This window comes from Celeribacter baekdonensis (genome assembly GCF_900102315.1).
Taxonomy (GTDB): Bacteria; Pseudomonadota; Alphaproteobacteria; order Rhodobacterales; family Rhodobacteraceae; genus Celeribacter; species Celeribacter baekdonensis.
In genome coordinates, this window is record NZ_FNBL01000009.1 from 92,482 (window position 1) to 109,981 (window position 17,500).

The following is a 17,500-nucleotide window of genomic DNA, read 5'->3' on the forward strand; positions in this document are numbered from 1 at the left end:
ACTATTTTCTCCAATGATCTAGATTTCTGCCTGTTGAGTCTTCGATTTTTGTGATCTCAGATGCAAATATCTGCACCAAATCCTGCCGAAACTCGGGGCGCAAAGACTGGCGTTTTTTACCACTCAACAGCAGAGATTTTATACGCGCACCAATGCCACCGTTTGCCGCGCTGGACTGAACGCGTCGCTTCAAAAATCGGACCAGTGGGATTATGGCTTTGGGTGGATTTTGGTAAAGTCGAGCGAGACGTGGAAAGCGATTGAAATGTGCCGAGCCAAAAGATGGAAAATCGGTACGCCCGTCATCATCGAGTTCAAGAAAATCTTGTAAGGCCAGCCACACCTCTCTGGGCTGCTTAACCAAGTCTTCATGGAAGAGAACGATGAGCTGTCCATCTGGAATCAAGGCCTGCACCCGGGCAAGCTGACTTCCGACTGAGGCCATCGTTTTATACTGCAATTCTTTTGGTTCGGGGCAGAGGGGGGGAATGGATTCGCCTCGGGCTCGGGCGGCTTGAAGATTCCAAGCTTGTTCAAAGTCTGCAACATCTTCGTAGCAATTGAACACTTTCTCCATGTGATATGCGGGGGCCAAATCAATTGGGTTGCGCAAAATCACGATGAACTTGGCAGCCGGGGCAAACGCAAGAATGGCCTCTATGGCAACTTCAGACGCGATGTAGCCAGTTGAGGCGTCCAGGATAACTTTTGCTTCTGTGTCATTGTAAAGCGCGAGATAGTCGTCCAGATCATTGAGCTCGAACATCGTGCTGGCTTTGTTAAAGTCAGAAGACCAAAAGGAAGGTTCTTTAATTGTCGCTATAAACCCATCGGGATGCGCCGCGATGTAGCGTGCGATCGCTGTGGTGCCACACTTAGGCGCACCAATTAAAAAAGTGTTGGGACCAAGTGGAGCCGGATTCATTGTTTTTTACCCATCATTTGGAAGAAAGGGTGCCAGACCGTTGGTGAGACGCCGAGGTGATTTTCAACAGAGCGGACGAGGGAAACATGCTGGACGATGCGCAACGCAGCCACCCCGATTGCGGCGCCAACGATGCCCAAAGTCATCACCAAAGGCAGCAAAAGCACCAGGTACCCGATGTTGGTGATAAACATCCGCCTCATCAGCGGCCCTTCTTGTCCCGTCAATTCCATAATCGCCGGGATAGGGCCTGTCGCAATGGAAATGAGAAAGCCAAAAGCAAGGATCACAAACGCAGTGTGCCCATCGGCAAAGCTGGGGTTCATGAGGCTGAGCATTTGGGTGCCAAACAGCACAACAATACCAAATATGATGATGCCGGGTACTGTGACGGCAATCACACTTTGCGACATAACCCGCTGCAAATCTTCTTTTGCTTCGGCCGCGCTAAAGCGTGCGATCATTGGGCCGACAACGATATATGCGGCGCGTGAGAACAGCTCCATTACCAAAGACAAGCGAAAAGCCGCAAAGAACATGCCTGTTTCGCTTGGGGAGGTGACTAAGCCAAGCAGAACGGTCGCAAGCTCCGCCCCCCCAATCATTGGCAAAAGGGATGTGACCCACAAATACTTTGCCGCAGAAATCCGCTGTACCACGCCAGCGCCGCTGAACGCCTTGGAGAACGACTTGCGGGCAAATGGATCAAGCAACAGATGCCATATGCTCATGACGAACAGCGTGCCGCCCGCCACCAAGGTGGTTGAAAGGGCATCCAAAGTGCCAAAAACGGTCGGGACGGTCACAAAGATGATCGTCACAGCAAGCCGCCACAAAATATCACGCGGTAAAAAGGCAAACACAAGACTGCGGTAGCTGCGAAACAAATGCGTCAACAGGCCAGCGAGACTAAAGCCAACGGCCAGAAAGGCAGTCGCAAATCCCATGCCCCCTCTGAGTTCTACAGCGCTAAAAGATGCGACGACCCAAATAAGTGATGAGGCCGCAATCGTCCCCAATATGACTGCAATCATACTTTCGCGGACCAAAGATCCGAGCGCTGCGTCTTCGTGCCGATCAGATAGGATGGCCCCCTCTTTCAAGACGTACATCCGTTGTCCCAAACTGCCGACGTTGGAAATGATCGTGGCCAACGAAAAAGCAAAGCCAAATGTGCCAAAATCATCCGCAGAAATGGCGCGAGCAATGGCTGCGAACATCAAGAGCTGCATACCTGCAGCGCCGCCTTTCAACCCAAGCCCAATACTCCCGCGCACGAGAAGCTTTTGGAATGCGGGGCTTTTCACTAAATTAAATACGCGCTTCATTGTATGTATGTCCCGCCGCCTGATGCGCTGATTGTGGATCTGTCCTTGGGCCTACTTCGTCACTCAATCTACCATCTCCCTAACTTCTTAGTGACAACAGCTCAAGCGAGATCAAAAAAACCAAGGCCCACAATCGAAAATGATACATTTTTAATCTCGGTTGGCATATTTTCCACCCTCCGCCCATAAGTGTTGGAGTGATCAGTGAGAGTCTGTTATGAGAAGCTAATTTCAGCTATCAGGCACGAACCATGCAAAAACATGCACTTATTTTTGGTGGAGCAGGCTTTATCGGCTCCCACCTTTCTCAATCTCTGGTCGAAAGTGGAGAGTATGCTCGTGTCATCTGTATAGATATACAGCCCCCACGTTGGCGCACGGAGGGTGTGGAATATCGGGAAATGGATGTGCGCAAACCAATAAGCGTTGACGCATTCGAAGGTGAAATTTCCGAAATCTACAACTTTGCAGCGGTGCATACGACGCCGGGCCATGAAGATTGGGAGTACTACTGGACCAACGTGCTTGGTGCCACTCATGTGTGCGACTTCGCGCGGGCCAAAGGTGTGAACAAGGTCGTATTTACCAGTTCAATTGCTGTATATGGTCCGAGCGAAGAAATGCTGGATGAAAATTCCGAACTGCGCCCTGAGAGTGCCTACGGGAAGTCGAAATTCTGCGCCGAGCAAATCCACCATCAATGGCAACATGAAGCACCTGATACGCGTAAACTCGTTATCGTTCGCCCTGCGGTGATATACGGTTACAAAGAATATGGGAATTTTACCCGCATGTCGAAGATGCTGTCCAAGGGGCGCTTCGCATTTCCGGGCCGGAAAGATACAATCAAGAGTTGTGGCTATGTCAAAGATTTGGTCAGAAGCATGGCATTCATGATCGGTCAGGACAGCAATTCCATAACGTACAACTTTGCCTATCCTGATCGCTATTCCGCCGAAGACATCACAAAAGCCTTTGTCGAAGTGGGGGGTTACAAAGACGTGACCTATACGCTGCCTTTGCCAATGATGCTGGCTGTCGGTTTGGGGTTTGAAATCCTCAACGCTGTCGGCTTCACAACGTCTATCAATCGGGCGCGTGTGATGAAGTTGAATAAGTCCACCAACATTATCCCAAAAGTGCTGGTGGATAGCGGCTTTTCCTACCAGTTCGACCTCAAATCATCGCTTCAGGACTGGACCTCGTCCAGCACAGAAAGTGATTTTGATTAGACCCACCCGCCTGTCCTCGCCCCTAAGGGACCCCCTACAGCGCTTGGCACGAACCGTTCCTAATGAAATCATGTGCAATCCAAAGCGAAACATTCGAGGTGACGTTGTGACTATTTCACGTTTTTTCATAGGGCTTGGCATGGGTATATTTTGTGCCACAGGCCCAGCAGGAGCGACAGATCTTAGGTTTTCGGCTTCCAGCTATGGCACTCCCGGTCTCATTGACATGCCGACCGGCTCGCCTTGGCCTGATGGGATGCTGGGCTTGTCTTCGGTCCTCACGAAAGACATGCAAAAATACACGCTGACCTTTCAAATCACTCCTCGCATATTTGGCAGCTTCCGTTACTCAATCCTCAATGGGTACGATGCCGGTGAAAATCGCTATGATCGGAGTTTCGACTTCGGATATCTGCTTATGGAAGAAACCCAATACCGTCCTGCGCTTTCTATTGGTTTGCGCGATTTTGGCGGTACAGGCATTTACGGATCGGAATATATTGCTGCCACAAAAACTTTTGGGGATCAGTTGACGTTGACGGGCGGTATCGGTTGGGGCCGTCTTGCAAGCTACGGCGGGTTCACCAACCCGCTGGGTATAATCGACGACTCTTTTGAAACGCGTCCGATTCAGGATGTTTCGATCAACAACACAGGTCGGCTGGATATCAAACAATGGTTCCATGGTGATGCGGCGTTTTTTGGCGGAGTGGAATATCGGTTCAATCCACGCCTAACGCTCAAAGCAGAATACTCCTCTGACGCTTATGAGCGGGAAACGCTCAAAATGGGGTTTGATCACAAAACCCCGTTCAATGCCTCCCTCACCTATGGGTTTAAAAATGGGGCTGAAGTATCCGTCTATGCCCTTCACGGCTCAGAAATCGGTATCAGGGGGTCTATTCCGATCACCCCGCAAAAGCCCAAGTACCCGAGCGGCATCGAAGAGGCCCCGCCAACCCTTATGCCACGTCAAACCCAAGCGGCGTTGTCATGGGATGCGAACAGTGTCCGCCAAAAAAACAGCTCTCTGTCCATTGCTCTCAAAGATCAGGGCCTCACGCTCGAAGGCATCACAATCGAGGGCGACACAGCCACGGTGCGTTTCGTCAATGGTCGCTACCCGGCAGAAGCACAGGCGCTTGGCCGGGCCGCGCGTGTTTTGGCAAACCAATTGCCGGCAGACATCACCACGTTCCGTTTGGAAGCGATGGCAAATGGGGTCACAACCTCACGCACAACCCTGCGCCGCAGCGATCTCGAATCGCTTGAATACGATCTGGACGGCAGCTGGCGCAGCTTTGCCCGCGCAGATTTTGAAGATGCTGCCCACAGTGAAGCGGCCCCAATTGCGGGCATTTACCCTAAATTCAACTGGCGGATCACGCCCTACCTTGATCCCTCCCTTTTTGACCCGGACAATCCCGTGCGCGCCGATTTTGGCGTCCAAGCTGCGGCCTCGTTAGAACCCGCGCGCGGGCTTGTCTTTTCGGCGGCGGTACGTCAGCCGGTCGCTGGGAACCTTGATACCAGCACACGCCCCTCAAATTCCGTTTTGCCACATGTTCGCACCGACAGTGCGGAATATGCCAAGCAATCGGATTTGGAGATCAAATATCTGACGGCTGAGTATTTCTTTCGTCCCGGTAAAAATCTTTATGGCCGTGCCACGGTTGGGTATCTTGAGACAATGTACGGCGGTGTCTCCGGCGAAGTGCTTTGGAAACCCGTCAATGGTCCGCTGGCCCTTGGTGCCGAACTCAACTACGTCAAAAAACGTGATTTCGACCAAATGTTTGGCTTTCAAGACTATGACATTGTGACAGGTCACGCCTCTGCCTATTACGATTTTGGCGGAGGTTATCTCGGTCAGTTGGATGTCGGGCGCTATCTTGCGGGTGACTATGGCGCGACCTTCTCTGTGGACCGCGAATTTGACAATGGTTTCCGTGTCGGGGCGTTTTTTACGCTCACCGATGTGTCCTTTGACGACTTCGGTGAAGGCTCCTTTGACAAGGGCATCCGCTTCTCCGTTCCTGTTGATTGGTTGACCGGGGCAGCGACCCAAGGCGGCTATGGAACGACCATTCGTCCTGTCGTCCGTGATGGTGGCGCGCGGCTTGATGTGCGCAACCGGCTTTATGATGTTGTGAGAAACAGCCATACAAGTGAGTTGGAAGACCGTTGGGGAAAATTCTGGAGATGACCTGTATGACTGTCTTGCGCCCACTTGGTTTCATGTTCGCGCTCCTTGCTGGTTTGAGCGCCTGTTCGTCAGATGCCGAAAAATCCAACCTTTTGAAAGAACTCGTGAGCGGGCAGGGCGAAGTCGTGCCAGATCCGACCTTTCTCGCCTACGAACAAGCTGGCGCGCCCACTTACCTTGTGTCGCTCGAAGCCAAAAAACAGGCCTATACGATCTTTGTGCGTCAAACCACGAATGCCAAAGGTGAGGAAACCTGGATTTCTCTCGATAAGCTATCGCTTGGCATGAAGAATGGTATGATCATTGCCACCCGCGGCATGGGGGGAGATCAGCTTGCGGGCGATCCCTCACAGACTCTTGCTGCGCTGAAAGCCGGGCGTAATGAGGTCACCGAACGTTTTGTCACATTGCTCAATGGCGAGAGCCAGGCCGAAACTCTGGCCTTCCGCTGCGAAGTTGAACGTCAAAGGCAGGCCGATGTCGATCTGGGACCCTATACTGCCGACACGGATCTTTTTTACGAAACCTGCCGCAATGGCCAAATCCGCTTCCGCAATCTGTTCTGGGTCGAACGGGGCAGCCGAAACCTCGTCCAATCGCGCCAATGGATCAGTGAAACGGTTGGCACTCTCGCCTTGCGCGCGGTCCCAAGGTAACGAACGCCGTTCCTGATCTCAGGTGCGCTGCTTATAGTGGTCAATCAGGCTTTGCGCTGTGGTCTCATCCGTGACCAATACATTGGCAATTCGTGCCTGCAACATCCCATAAATCGCGCCAACTTTTTGCGGCGCGCCGCCAATGCAAATCCGTTCGGGTACGTTGAGCAAATCATCCAGCGCCATCGTGATATGGCGCTCGTCGAATTCACTGCGCACAATTTGGCCCTCAGCATCAAAGAAATACCCGGCAGCAAAGCCCACAGCGCCAAGGTCGCGGTAGACCTGTAAGGCAGCATCGGACATGAAACCGCTTTGCTCCAAGAGCGTTTCGCCAACCAGTTGCGTCACGCCAAAGATGATCTTTGTGCATTGTTGCAACAGCGTAAAGTGATTGCGGATTTCGGGCTCGTTCAACAAAATGTCTTTGACCTGCGCTGTGGACACAACCCCCGGTGCGTGAAGGTTCACACAGCGTGCAGACAGGCGATCTGCAATATTTGTGGTGCACAGGACGGGTGAAAAATCAAAGGTCGCGACGGCACTGCCGGTGATTTGTGCAACTGTGATGTTGGGGTGGCGCACACTCGTCAGATGTTCTGACAGCGACAGCACGGTGCGACCCCAGGCGACGCCAATCGTATCATCGGCATGCAGTCGCGCTTCCAAAACCCGCGCCCCCAGATGGCTTATTTCATTGGCCAATGTGGCGGGGTCTTGCGGCGTGGGTAGCACATAGCATTCCGACAAGCCGCTCAATTCACAGAGTTCAAGCGCTACATCCGCCCGCGCGATGCGCGAGGGGTCGATGGAGATATTGACGATCCCCTCATCGCGCGCCTTTTGCAGCAGGTTAAACACAGAGGCGCGTGAAATCCCCAACTGATCGGCGATTTTGTCCTGCTTTTGACCCTCTTCATAATAGAGCCACGCCGCCCAAAGCACCTCATCCATGCCAAACCGCGATGGCACGGCGCGCCGTGTGGCGTGGCGTGAGTCGTCGTCGGTTTTATCGCGTTTGCCCGGCATGTGCTCTCCTTAAAATAGTGCTTTTACGAAATCCAGCCTGACAATCAACCTGAAACCACTGGAAATCAAGAACTTTGACATATGTCACGTTGATCTGAATAATGTTATTGACATATGCCACAACTATCTGGCAACTTTCAAATCAAGTGAAAAACTTGCGAGGGAGGAGCAAATGACCATGCCGCTTTCAATCAAAGAGCGCGCGACATCTGACTGGAATGCCCTCATCACCGAGGTCACTCAGGGCAGGTGGTGCGATCCCGATACGGGGCTGGCCGTTGATGTTCCTTTCAACCACATCGAGATCGGAGACGGCTTTGCCGACGCCGCCCGCGACATGGTGAATGCGGTGATGCCGGCGCAAAGTTATGCGGTGGTGTGTGATGCGGACACGGCCGAAGTGATGGGCGCAGACATTGCGCGCAACATGCAGGGCAAGGCAGAGATCATCGTTTTAGATCATCCACATGCCGACGAAGGGCAGGTGCGCGATCTGCAAAAACTGACCCGTAATCATGACGCGTTGATTGCGGTCGGGTCTGGTACGATCAACGATCTGTGCAAATACGCCACCTATCTCGATGGGCGCGCCTATAGTGTGTTCGGCACGGCACCTTCGATGAATGGCTACACCTCGTCGACCGCGTCGATCACCCTCGATTCCGGTCTCAAAACCACCCAAAAAGCGCATGCGGCCAAGGGCGTTTTTATCGACATCGACGTGTCCTCAAAGGCGCCGCAATATTTGATCGGCGCGGGCTTGGGCGACTCCTTGTGTCGGCCCACGGCACAGGTCGATTGGTATTTTTCCCATGTGATGCTGGGCACGCGCTATGCGACCGCGCCCTATCTTTTGCAAGAAGACGATGAGGCCGAAGTGCTGCGCCGTTCCGCCGATTTGGGGCTGGGCGAGCATGATGCGATTGGCTATCTGCAGCGGCTTTTGACTCTCGGTGGGCTTGGCATCGCCGTGGTTGGCATGAGCCACCCCGGTTCGATGGGCGAACATCAGATTTCCCATTGGATCGACAGCTTTGCCGGTGACCGCCACCCCGGCACTGTTCATGGCCAACAGGTCGGCGTGGCCTCCATCACCATGGCGCGGCTGCAAGATCACATCCTCTCACTGGAGGAGGCTCCGCGCATTCGCGGCTGGCAACCTGACGAGGCCGCACTCCGCGCGCGCTATCCGGCAGCAGCCGTTGAGGATTGCCTCAAGGCCTCCCGCGCCAAAGCTATGGATGCGCAAGCCACAGAGGCATTCAACCGTCAATTGGCCGAAATCTGGCCTGAGCTGCGCACAACATTGCGCGCGATGATGTTGGCACCGGACGAGATGACAACCCATCTGCGCGCTTCCGGCGGCGGGGCCACCTATGACGAGATCGGCCTTGAGCGTGATCTTTACATCGACGCCCTGCGCCATTGCCGCGAGATGCGCGACCGCTATTCGATGCTCGATCTCGCCGATGACATGGGCATTTTGGACAGTTTCATTGAGGAGTGGGTCTGATGCGTCCGCTGAGCGAACTTGACGACGGCCAACTGGCCAATTGTGTGGCGGTTTTGACCGATATTGATGACACGCTGACCACGGATGGCCAATTGCCCGCCGCCGCCTATGCCGCTTTGGAACGGTTGGCCGATGCGGGGCTTGCCGTGGTGCCGATCACCGGACGCCCCGCCGGGTGGTGCGATATGATTGCGCGGCTTTGGCCCGTGGCCGGGATCGTGGGCGAAAACGGTGCGTTCTATTTTTCCTATGACCGCGAAAAGCGGGTGATGCGGCAAAAGTTTTTTGCCACCGCCGAAGAGCGGCGCAAAAATCGGTTCCGCCTCGACGTGTTGCGTCAGGACATTTTGGCAAAAGTGCCCGGTGCCGGGATCGCCTCGGACCAACTGTACCGCGAAGCCGATCTGGCGATTGATTTTTGCGAAGATGTACCCGCGCTGCCCGAAGATCAGGTGCAACTGATCCTTGATATGTTCAAAGAGGCCGGCGCGGTCGCCAAACTGTCCTCGATCCATGTGAACGGCTGGTTTGGCAATTACGACAAACTGTCGATGAGCCGCATCTTTGCCAAGGACATCCTTGGGATGGATCTGGATGCGGATCGTGCGCGGATTATCTTTGCCGGAGATAGCCCGAATGACGGGCCGATGTTTGAGTTTTTCCCAAATTCCTGCGGTGTGGCCAATGTGCGCGATTTTGAACCGGGCAGCTTTGCCCCCCCGGCCTTTGTCGCCCCGTCCGAGGGCGGGGCAGGCTTTGTCGAGATTGCCGAACGCATTTTGAGCGCGCGGCCCGTCCCGGCGCGGGAGGCGGCTCATGTCTGATCCCGCGTCTGATCACCTTTACGATCTTGCCATCATCGGCGGCGGCATCAACGGCTGTGGCATTGCGCGCGATGCGGTCGGGCGGGGCTATTCCACCTATCTGTGCGAACAGGGCGATATGGGCGGGGCCACCTCGTCCTCCTCAACCAAGCTGTTGCACGGCGGCTTGCGCTATTTGGAGCATTACGAATTCCGGCTGGTGCGTGAGGCACTGATCGAACGCGAAGTCTTGTGGAACATCGCACCCCATATCGTGCGCCCGCTGCGCTTTGTCTTGCCGCATTCCAAGGGCATGCGTCCGGCGTGGCTCTTGCGCCTTGGCCTGTTCATTTATGATCATTTGGGCGGGCGCAAACTCTTGCCGGGCACCGCGCGGGTCAATTTGAAAACCGGACCGATTGGTGTGGGTCTGCGGGCAGATTTGAAACTCGGGTTCGAGTATTCCGATTGCTGGGTCGAGGACAATCGCTTGGTCATTCTCAATGCGATGGATGCCGAGGAACGCGGTGCCACCATTCGTGCCCGCCATCGCTGCACAAGCGCCAAACCCCATCCCGAAGGTGGCTGGACCGTGACCACCCGCGATCTGGACACGGGGCGAGACGAGGTGATCCGCGCGCGCATGGTGATCAATGCCGCCGGACCTTGGGCCAATGACGTGGCTCGCACCGTTGCGCAGCGCCCGCCCAAAGGCCGGGTACGTCAGGTCCAGGGTTCGCATATCGTGGTCCCGAAACTCTATGATCACGACCGCTGTTTCATCTTTCAAAATGACGATGGCCGGATCGTGTTCACCATCCCCTATGAGGAAAAATTCACGCTGATCGGCACCACGGATCGCGACTATCCCGGTGATCCCGCCGATGTGGCCGCCTCACCAGAAGAGATTTCGTATCTGTGCAAACTGGTGTCCGGGTATTTCAAACGTCCGGTCTCAGTCAGCGATGTGGTCTGGACCTATAGCGGCGTGCGCCCGCTCTATGATGACGGCAGTTCAGACGCGCAAAAGGCAACGCGGGACTATGTTCTGGAGGTCGACACCAGCGAAAAAGCCCCGATTCTGTCGGTCTTTGGCGGAAAAATCACGACTTATAGACGGCTTGCAGAATCAGCCATGGAAAGGATCGACTCCTGTTTGAAGGCCCCGCAAAACGGTGCAAAACTTGCGCCCGGCTGGACTGGAACAACATCACTGCCGGGCGGGGAGTTCGATCCCACGGCGTTTGAGGCGGAGGTTCGAAAACTACAGTCTCGCTATGGCTTTCTCTCAATAAACGAAGCGCGGCGGTTGGTTCGGTTTTACGGCACCCGCGCGCCGAATATGCTGGGTCTGGCAAAAAAACGATCCGATCTGGGGACTGATTTTGGCGCCGGTTTGACGGCGTGCGAAATCGACTACATGCGCCACCACGAATGGGCCCATACGGCGCAGGATATTCTGTTTCATCGTAGCAAGTTAGGGCTGCGGTTAAGCCCGTCGCAAATTGACGCCATCGCACACTACATGGAAGGGGCGCAGACGGCGACACGGCAAAGCGCCTGAGCACAAGCTCACATGGGAAGAGGAACCCGTGGCGCAGACGTCGCACGCATAGCCGCTTGAGGAGGCGGTGAAATTAGGGAGGAGAAGCCGATGTTTCTGGGCATAGATCTCGGAACGTCCGGGGTAAAGTGTATCCTGATGGATGCGGACCAACAATTGGTTGCCGAGGCGTCCTCGCGGCCACTTGAGGTGACGCGCGCACGCCCTGGATGGTCCGAACAAGACCCCGCCTTATGGTGGGATGCGGTGGGCGAAGCACTTGATACCTTGCGCGCCAATCATGGCACAGCCATGGCGGCGGTCGAAGGCATCGGCCTGTCGGGGCAGATGTATGGGGCCACCGTTCTGGATGACGCGGACAAACCGCTGCGCCCGGCGATCCTTTGGAACGACACGCGCAGCACCCCTGAATGTGAGGAGCTGTCCGAGGCGGTGCCGGAGCTGATGCATCATGTCGGGCGCAAGCCGACGCCGGGTGTGACCGCGACCAAACTCCTGTGGCTGCGCCGTCATGAGCCGGAAACCTATAAAGCCATCCGTACCGTGTTATTGCCGAAAGATTATGTGCGGCTGTTGCTGACCGGTGAAAAGGTCAGCGATCTGGCCGACGCGAGCGGCACGATGTGGGTCGATCTGCACACACGCGATTGGTCCGATACGATGCTGTCGGCCTGCGGTCTGGATCAACGCCAGATGCCGCGACTGGTCGAAGGCACCGCCGTGTCCGGGCGGTTGCGCTCAGAACTTGCGGCGCGTTGGGGCATGGTGCGTTGCCCGGTTGTGGCGGGTGGCGGTGGTGACAATGCCTGTGGCGCCTGTGGCACCGGCGTGATCGAAGATGGCGATGGCACCGTGTCCTTGGGCACATCCGGCGTGCTGTTCGTTGCCAATGACACGCCCAGATTGGCCGGAGATCACGCCATTGAATCGCTGTGCCATGCCGTGCCTGATCGTTGGCATCAAATGTCGGTGGTGCTTTCGGCCACCTCTTGCCTGACCTGGCTGTCCGCCCGGCTCAAAGCCAGCCCGGCGGAATTGGTCCAAGCCTTGGGCCATACGCCACGCCCGGCCACGGATCTGACCTTTGTGCCCTTTCTCGATGGCTGCTGGTCGCCGCGCTCGGATGCCAAAATCCGCGGCGGGTTCTTTGGACTGGCGCATCAACATGATGATGCGGCGATGACACAGGCGGTGATGCAGGGCGTGGCCTTTGCCATCCGCGAATGCGCCGATGCGTTTCGCGCCAGTGGGACCGAACTGCGACGGTTGCTGGCCATTGGTGGCGGGTCGCAATCGGACCTGTGGCTGTCGATGCTGGCCAATACGCTTGACCTTGAATTGGACATCCCGCGCGGCAGCGCGCTTGGCGCGGCGTATGGCGCGGCCCGGTTGGGCATGATCGCGGCGACCAATGCGGTCCCGGCCTCGGTGCTGCGTCGCCCCGAACTGAAGGGTTCCATCGGACCAGAACCCGCATGTCTGGACAGTTATACAGAGGCTTTTGATCGCTGGAAGGGTGCGGTCGCGAGCTGCTGAGATCTGGCCCATGCACCCTGAGGAGGGGGCCATGGGGCAACAAAAGCTGACCCAAACAGGGCGGCAAAACAGTGGAGGAAAGAACAATGACTGAGGAAATGACCCAAGGCGGATTGAACCGCCGGATGTTCATGGCCGGGACCGCAGCGGTCGCGGCCAGTGCCGCCCTTTGGCCGAAAGAGATGCGCGCTCAGGCCGCCGGCCGGAAATTCGCGGCATCGCTTGGCTGGACGACCTACGATTCCGGTCGTCACCTGCAAGACGGTTTTAACGCGGCCGTGGCGGAACTTGGCGGCGAGCTGACCATGACCGATGCGGGTTTTGATGCGCGCGTCCAGTCCGATCAGATCGACTCTCTTGTGGCGACAAAGCCCGAGGCCTTGTTTATCACCCCCGCCGATGCTGTCGCCATCGCCCCCGCGGTTGAGCGCGCCATTGCCGCCGGCATCCCGGTGTTTTGTGCCGACAGCGCCGTGCCCGGTGCCATCGTCACCACAACCGCCATGTCGAACAACTTTGGCATGGGCCAGTATTCTTGTGAATACATCTGTAAAGCCCTGAACGGAAAAGGCAAAATTGCCCGCGTCATGCTGCCGCAAAACGAAAGCTGGGATCAGCGCACCCTGGGGATGGAATGGACCTTGCGCCGTTATCCAGAGGTCGAAATCGTCACCGAATGGGCCTTTGCCTTGGCGGGCAATGTCTCGCCGCGTCAGGCCGTGGATAACATCCTCACCTCCCACCCGGATGTCGATGCGATCTGGTGTGCTTGGGATGGCGCGGCCGTTGAGGGCACTTTGGCCGCGCGCGCTGCTGGGCGCAATGATCTGATCCTGACCGGGATTGATGGCGGGTCTCAGGCGTTCAACTACATCGCAGCCGACACGCCTTTGAAACTGTCCATGGCGCAGAGCTTTTATGAGATGGCCTATCTCGATGTGTTCTACGCGCATGAACTTTTGGCCGGGCGCAACACGCCGCGCCTGATCTCGACCCCGACCTACGCGGTCACCAAAGACATGCTGCAAGACGGTATCCCGGACAATTTTGACGTGCCGGGCGAAGCGGAAAAAATGGGTTGGAGCCGCGCGCTCTAAGACCCTTTCCATTCGGGGGGAGGGTGGATGGTTTTGTCCTCCCCTCACATTTCCGCTTATCACAGGAGTTGAGATCATGGGTGCGCCCGTTCTGACCGCCTCGGATGTCTGTAAGCGTTTTGGCCCTGTTCAGGCCCTGCGCAACGTCGATTTTCGCCTTGAACCCGGGGAAGTGCACGCGCTTTTGGGCATCAACGGCGCGGGGAAATCGACCTTTATCAAAATCTTGTCTGGCGCGCTCCAGAAGGACAGCGGCACGATCCGCATCGGCGGTGAGGATGTTCATTTCCGCGCCCCCGAAGATGCGATCCGTGCCGGAATTGCCACTGTTCAACAGCACCCGGAACTGGTGCCGGATATGAGCGGCCTCGACAATATTTTCCTTGGCCGCGAAACCGCCTCCCGCAGTTTGATGGGCCGGATTGATCGCGAAGCACTTGAGGCGCGCGCCGATGCACTTTTGGCGCGCTTTGCCGTGCCGATTGATCTGAGCCAAGAGGTGGGCCAGATGTCCGCCGTTGAACGCGAAGCCGTCGCGATCCTGCAAGCGATTGCCGTCGATGGCATCCGCGTGCTTATTCTGGACGAACCGACCTCGACGCTGACCGATGTCGAGCGCGAGGACCTGTTTGCCCTGATGAATCAGTTGCGCGCACAAGGCATCGCGATCATCTACATCACCCATCAGCTCGAAGAGGTCTTTGCCATCGCCGACAGTTTTTCGGTCTTTCGCGGCGGTGCCTGTATCGCGCGGATGAGCGTGGAAGAGGCGCGCAGCTCTGGCGTGTCTTTGGCGGATTTGATGCTGGGTGAGGCGGTGGGCGATATTTTCCCGCCCAAAGCCGATCCAGATGCCCGTGGTGATGTCTTTTTGGAGGTGCGGGATCTGAGTCTGACGCATGGCTTTGAGAACGTGTCTTTTACGGCCCATCGCGGCGAGATTTTGGGGCTTTTCGGTCTGGTCGGGTCCGGCTGTGACGAATTGGCCAAGTCGATTTTTGGCGTCGATCCCCCGGATCAGGGCGAGATCCGCATTCATGGCAAGCCCGTCAGCCTGCGCAAACCGCGCGAGGCGTTGGATGCCGGAATTTTCCTTGTGCCGGGGGATCGCAGGACCGAAGGCTTGGCGTTGAGCCGGCATTCTCTGTTCAACGTGCCGATGGCCAACCTGCGCCGTGCGGCGGGCGGGCGTTGGGGCCTGAAGAGCCGCCAATTGCGCACTGATATTCAACGTTTGACCGATCAGGTCGCGCTGCATCCGCCGCATTTGAACACACCCGCGTCGGGCTTTTCCGGCGGCAATCAACAAAAGATCGTACTCGCCAAGGGGCTTTATAGCGAGGCGGATATCTACATTTTCGTTGAACCCACCGTTGGCGTCGACATCGGCGCGCGCGCCAAAATTTACGGGCTGATGCGCGAACTGTCAGAACGCGCGGCGGTGATTGTTGTGTCGAGCGATTGTGACGAGGTGCATGGCGTGGCGGACCGGACCATCGCTTTGCACAAAGGCCGCCAAGTCGAACCCGAGAGCGGCGTGTTTTCGCGCGATGATTTGTTGATGGCCGGGATTATGGGGGAGGGATCGCTATGAGAACTTGGAAAGACCGTATGCGCCATTCGACGCGAGGGCTGGGGTTTGTTGCGCTGGTCCTGATCGTGGCCGCCATCTTTGGTGTGCTTGAACCGCGCTTTCTCAGCTATGTCAGCCTGAATGGCATTGCCCGGCATATGGCCGCCAATGGCTTGGCCGCTCTTGGGCTGACCTTCGTGGTGATCGTGCGCAAATTTGATCTGTCGATTGCGGGTGTCGCCGCCTTTTGTGCCATGTCGATGGGCGCGCTCATCGCCGCTGGCTGGCCGCTCTGGTCGGTGATCCTCGCCGGGCTGGCGCTGGGCGCTGTGATCGGGGGGATTTCCGGTATTGCGATCAGTCGCTTTGGTCTGCCCGATATTGTGACCACCATTGCGGTGGGCTCGATCGGCACCGGGCTTGCCTTTATCTACACCGGCGGGCGCTCGATTTTTCAAAACTTCTTCACCAGTGGCATCACCGATCTCAATGATGCCAAGCTCATGGGGCTGGGGGTGTCGATGTGGCTCTTGGTGGCGATCTATGCGCTGGCGTGGTTTGTGCTCAGCCGCACCCGCACCGGGCTTGCGTTTTACGCGACGGGTGAAAATCCGATGGCGGCGCATTTCTCCGGCATCGCCACGCGCCGCTTTGTCGCCTTGGCCTATGTGCTTTGCGCCATGTGCACCGTGCTTGCCGTCCTTCTGATCCTCGCCGAATCCGGCACAGCCGAAACCAACAAAGGCGCCAATTTGATGATGCCCGCCTATGCCGGGGTGTTTTTGGGCGCGGCCATCATGGGCGGCACCTCCGTGATCGCGAGCTTTGGCGGGATCTTGTTGATCACCATGCTGCTCGACGGTTTCGCATTGATGGGTCTGCCTTACTACTACAGCGACGGCGTGGTCAGCTTGATCCTGTTGATCGGTGTGCTTGCCTTTTCCGACGGTGCGCGTGGCACATTGCAGGCGCTTCGGTTCCTCTTTTGGCCGCAAAAATCCACAAAACCCACCGCAAAAGGGAGCGACGCATGACCATGACCTCAACAGTAAAATTCGCACAAAGCCGTCCGCGTGGGCGTAAGATCGCGCGGCTTACCACCGATCTGTGGCTGGTCGTGGCCGTGATCGTCGTCACCTTGGGGATCGCCAGTCAACGTCCACAGCTTTTGGATGCGGTCAATATCGCCACCGTGCTCAAATCTTTCTCCATCATGGTGGTGATGGTGCTGGGGCTGACATGGGTCATCGCCTCGGGCAAGATCGACGTCAGTTTCATGCAGGTTGCAGCCCTTTCGAATATGATCTGTGCCTATGCTTTGGCGCAGGGTTGGAGCTGGGGCGGGGCCATCGTGGTGGCGCTTATGGCGGGGGCTTTGGTCGGGTTGATCAATGGCTGGTTGGTGGCCTCGATGCGTTTGCCCGCACTGATCGTGACCATTTCAACCGCCGGAATATGCGCCTCCATCGCGGCGGCTCTGGGCAAGGGCACGGTGATCCGCATCGCCGATCCGGGTCCGCTTGAACCGCTGTTGCAACCTGCATTGGGCGGGGCTGTGCCGATGATCGTGGTGCCGGTTCTTTTGATCGCAGCCGTGGCGTGGTTCGTGCAAGAACGGCTGAGCTTTGGTCGCTATATCTACGCATTGGGGCAAAACGAAGCGGCCGTGCGCGCCGTTGGTGTGCCCGTGGTGAAACTCACCATCATCCTCTTTGCGCTCTCCGGGGTAAGTTCGGCCCTCGCGGGTGTTTTGCTCGCCTCAAGCCTGTCCTCGGGCCAGCCGATGATTGGCGGACCTTTCCTGATCAACGGGCTGACCGTGGTTCTGTTGGGCGGCATGATGGTGCGGGTGGGCAAGCCCAATATCCTTGGCACGCTCACCGCCACGCTGTTTATCGGCGTGTTGTTCAGTGGTGCGACCTTGCTGGGATTGCCGGATTTCCAACGTCAGATCATCCAAGGTGTCCTGCTTTTGACCGGGTTGATCGTGGCCACCATTGCCGCAAGCCATCACGGCGCGCGGACAGCGGGGCAGTGA

14 protein-coding genes are annotated in these 17,500 nt (G+C 56.7%); 11 read left to right on the top strand and 3 right to left on the bottom strand.

The features are described 5' to 3' along the window. Window position 1 precedes the first annotated feature (1 nt). Both BLT54_RS15090 and BLT54_RS15095 read right to left on the bottom strand, forming a co-directional pair. Window positions 2-925 (bottom strand): sulfotransferase family protein, encoded by a 924-nt coding sequence (locus BLT54_RS15090; RefSeq protein WP_074646121.1) that lies wholly within the window; start codon window positions 923-925, stop codon window positions 2-4. Then, a complete protein-coding gene (locus BLT54_RS15095; protein ID WP_143026839.1) occupies window positions 922-2,253 on the bottom strand; it encodes an MATE family efflux transporter in 1,332 nt (443 codons plus the stop codon). The genes BLT54_RS15090 and BLT54_RS15095 overlap by 4 nt, the downstream gene beginning before the upstream one ends. Window positions 2,254-2,504: 251 nt before the next feature. Between BLT54_RS15095 and BLT54_RS15100 the strand changes: the two genes are divergently transcribed. From BLT54_RS15100 to BLT54_RS15110, 3 genes are all read left to right on the top strand, one after another. Next, window positions 2,505-3,485, top strand: a complete 981-nt coding sequence (locus BLT54_RS15100) for an NAD-dependent epimerase/dehydratase family protein (RefSeq protein ID WP_074646123.1) — start codon at window positions 2,505-2,507, stop codon at window positions 3,483-3,485. A 139-nt stretch (window positions 3,486-3,624) separates the two neighbouring features. Next, window positions 3,625-5,691: a YjbH domain-containing protein gene (locus tag BLT54_RS15105; RefSeq protein ID WP_074646124.1), complete on the top strand. Its 2,067-nt coding sequence runs from the start codon at window positions 3,625-3,627 to the stop codon at window positions 5,689-5,691. A gap of 5 nt (window positions 5,692-5,696) precedes the next feature. Further along, entirely contained in the window at window positions 5,697-6,347 is a 651-nt protein-coding gene (locus tag BLT54_RS15110) for a YjbF family lipoprotein (protein ID WP_074646125.1), read from the top strand. 18 nt (window positions 6,348-6,365) lie between these two features. On the opposite strand, the gene BLT54_RS15115 is transcribed toward BLT54_RS15110, so the two are convergent. Continuing rightward, window positions 6,366-7,376 (bottom strand): sugar-binding transcriptional regulator, encoded by a 1,011-nt coding sequence (locus BLT54_RS15115; protein WP_083351842.1) that lies wholly within the window; start codon window positions 7,374-7,376, stop codon window positions 6,366-6,368. A gap of 172 nt (window positions 7,377-7,548) precedes the next feature. Here BLT54_RS15115 and BLT54_RS15120 point away from each other — a divergent pair, with 172 nt between their 5' ends. From BLT54_RS15120 to BLT54_RS15155, 8 genes are all read left to right on the top strand, one after another. Beyond that, complete coding sequence (locus BLT54_RS15120) at window positions 7,549-8,889, top strand: sn-glycerol-1-phosphate dehydrogenase (RefSeq protein ID WP_083351843.1); 1,341 nt, start codon at window positions 7,549-7,551, stop codon at window positions 8,887-8,889. Next, entirely contained in the window at window positions 8,889-9,713 is an 825-nt protein-coding gene (locus tag BLT54_RS15125; RefSeq protein WP_074646126.1) for an HAD-IIB family hydrolase, read from the top strand. The genes BLT54_RS15120 and BLT54_RS15125 overlap by 1 nt, the downstream gene beginning before the upstream one ends. Further along, window positions 9,706-11,256 carry a glycerol-3-phosphate dehydrogenase gene (glpD, locus tag BLT54_RS15130; protein ID WP_074646127.1) on the top strand — a complete coding sequence of 517 codons (1,551 nt, stop codon included), beginning with the start codon at window positions 9,706-9,708 and terminating at the stop codon, window positions 11,254-11,256. Before BLT54_RS15125 ends, glpD begins: the two co-directional genes overlap by 8 nt. Window positions 11,257-11,346: 90 nt before the next feature. Further along, complete coding sequence (xylB, locus tag BLT54_RS15135; protein ID WP_074646128.1) at window positions 11,347-12,792, top strand: xylulokinase; 1,446 nt, start codon at window positions 11,347-11,349, stop codon at window positions 12,790-12,792. 86 nt (window positions 12,793-12,878) lie between these two features. Beyond that, entirely contained in the window at window positions 12,879-13,889 is a 1,011-nt protein-coding gene (locus tag BLT54_RS15140; protein WP_074646129.1) for a sugar ABC transporter substrate-binding protein, read from the top strand. 76 nt (window positions 13,890-13,965) lie between these two features. Next, window positions 13,966-15,483, top strand: a complete 1,518-nt coding sequence (locus tag BLT54_RS15145; RefSeq protein WP_074646130.1) for a sugar ABC transporter ATP-binding protein — start codon at window positions 13,966-13,968, stop codon at window positions 15,481-15,483. Then, window positions 15,480-16,496 carry an ABC transporter permease gene (locus tag BLT54_RS15150; protein ID WP_074646131.1) on the top strand — a complete coding sequence of 339 codons (1,017 nt, stop codon included), beginning with the start codon at window positions 15,480-15,482 and terminating at the stop codon, window positions 16,494-16,496. The genes BLT54_RS15145 and BLT54_RS15150 overlap by 4 nt, the downstream gene beginning before the upstream one ends. Then, window positions 16,493-17,500 carry an ABC transporter permease gene (locus tag BLT54_RS15155; RefSeq protein WP_074646132.1) on the top strand — a complete coding sequence of 336 codons (1,008 nt, stop codon included), beginning with the start codon at window positions 16,493-16,495 and terminating at the stop codon, window positions 17,498-17,500. Before BLT54_RS15150 ends, BLT54_RS15155 begins: the two co-directional genes overlap by 4 nt.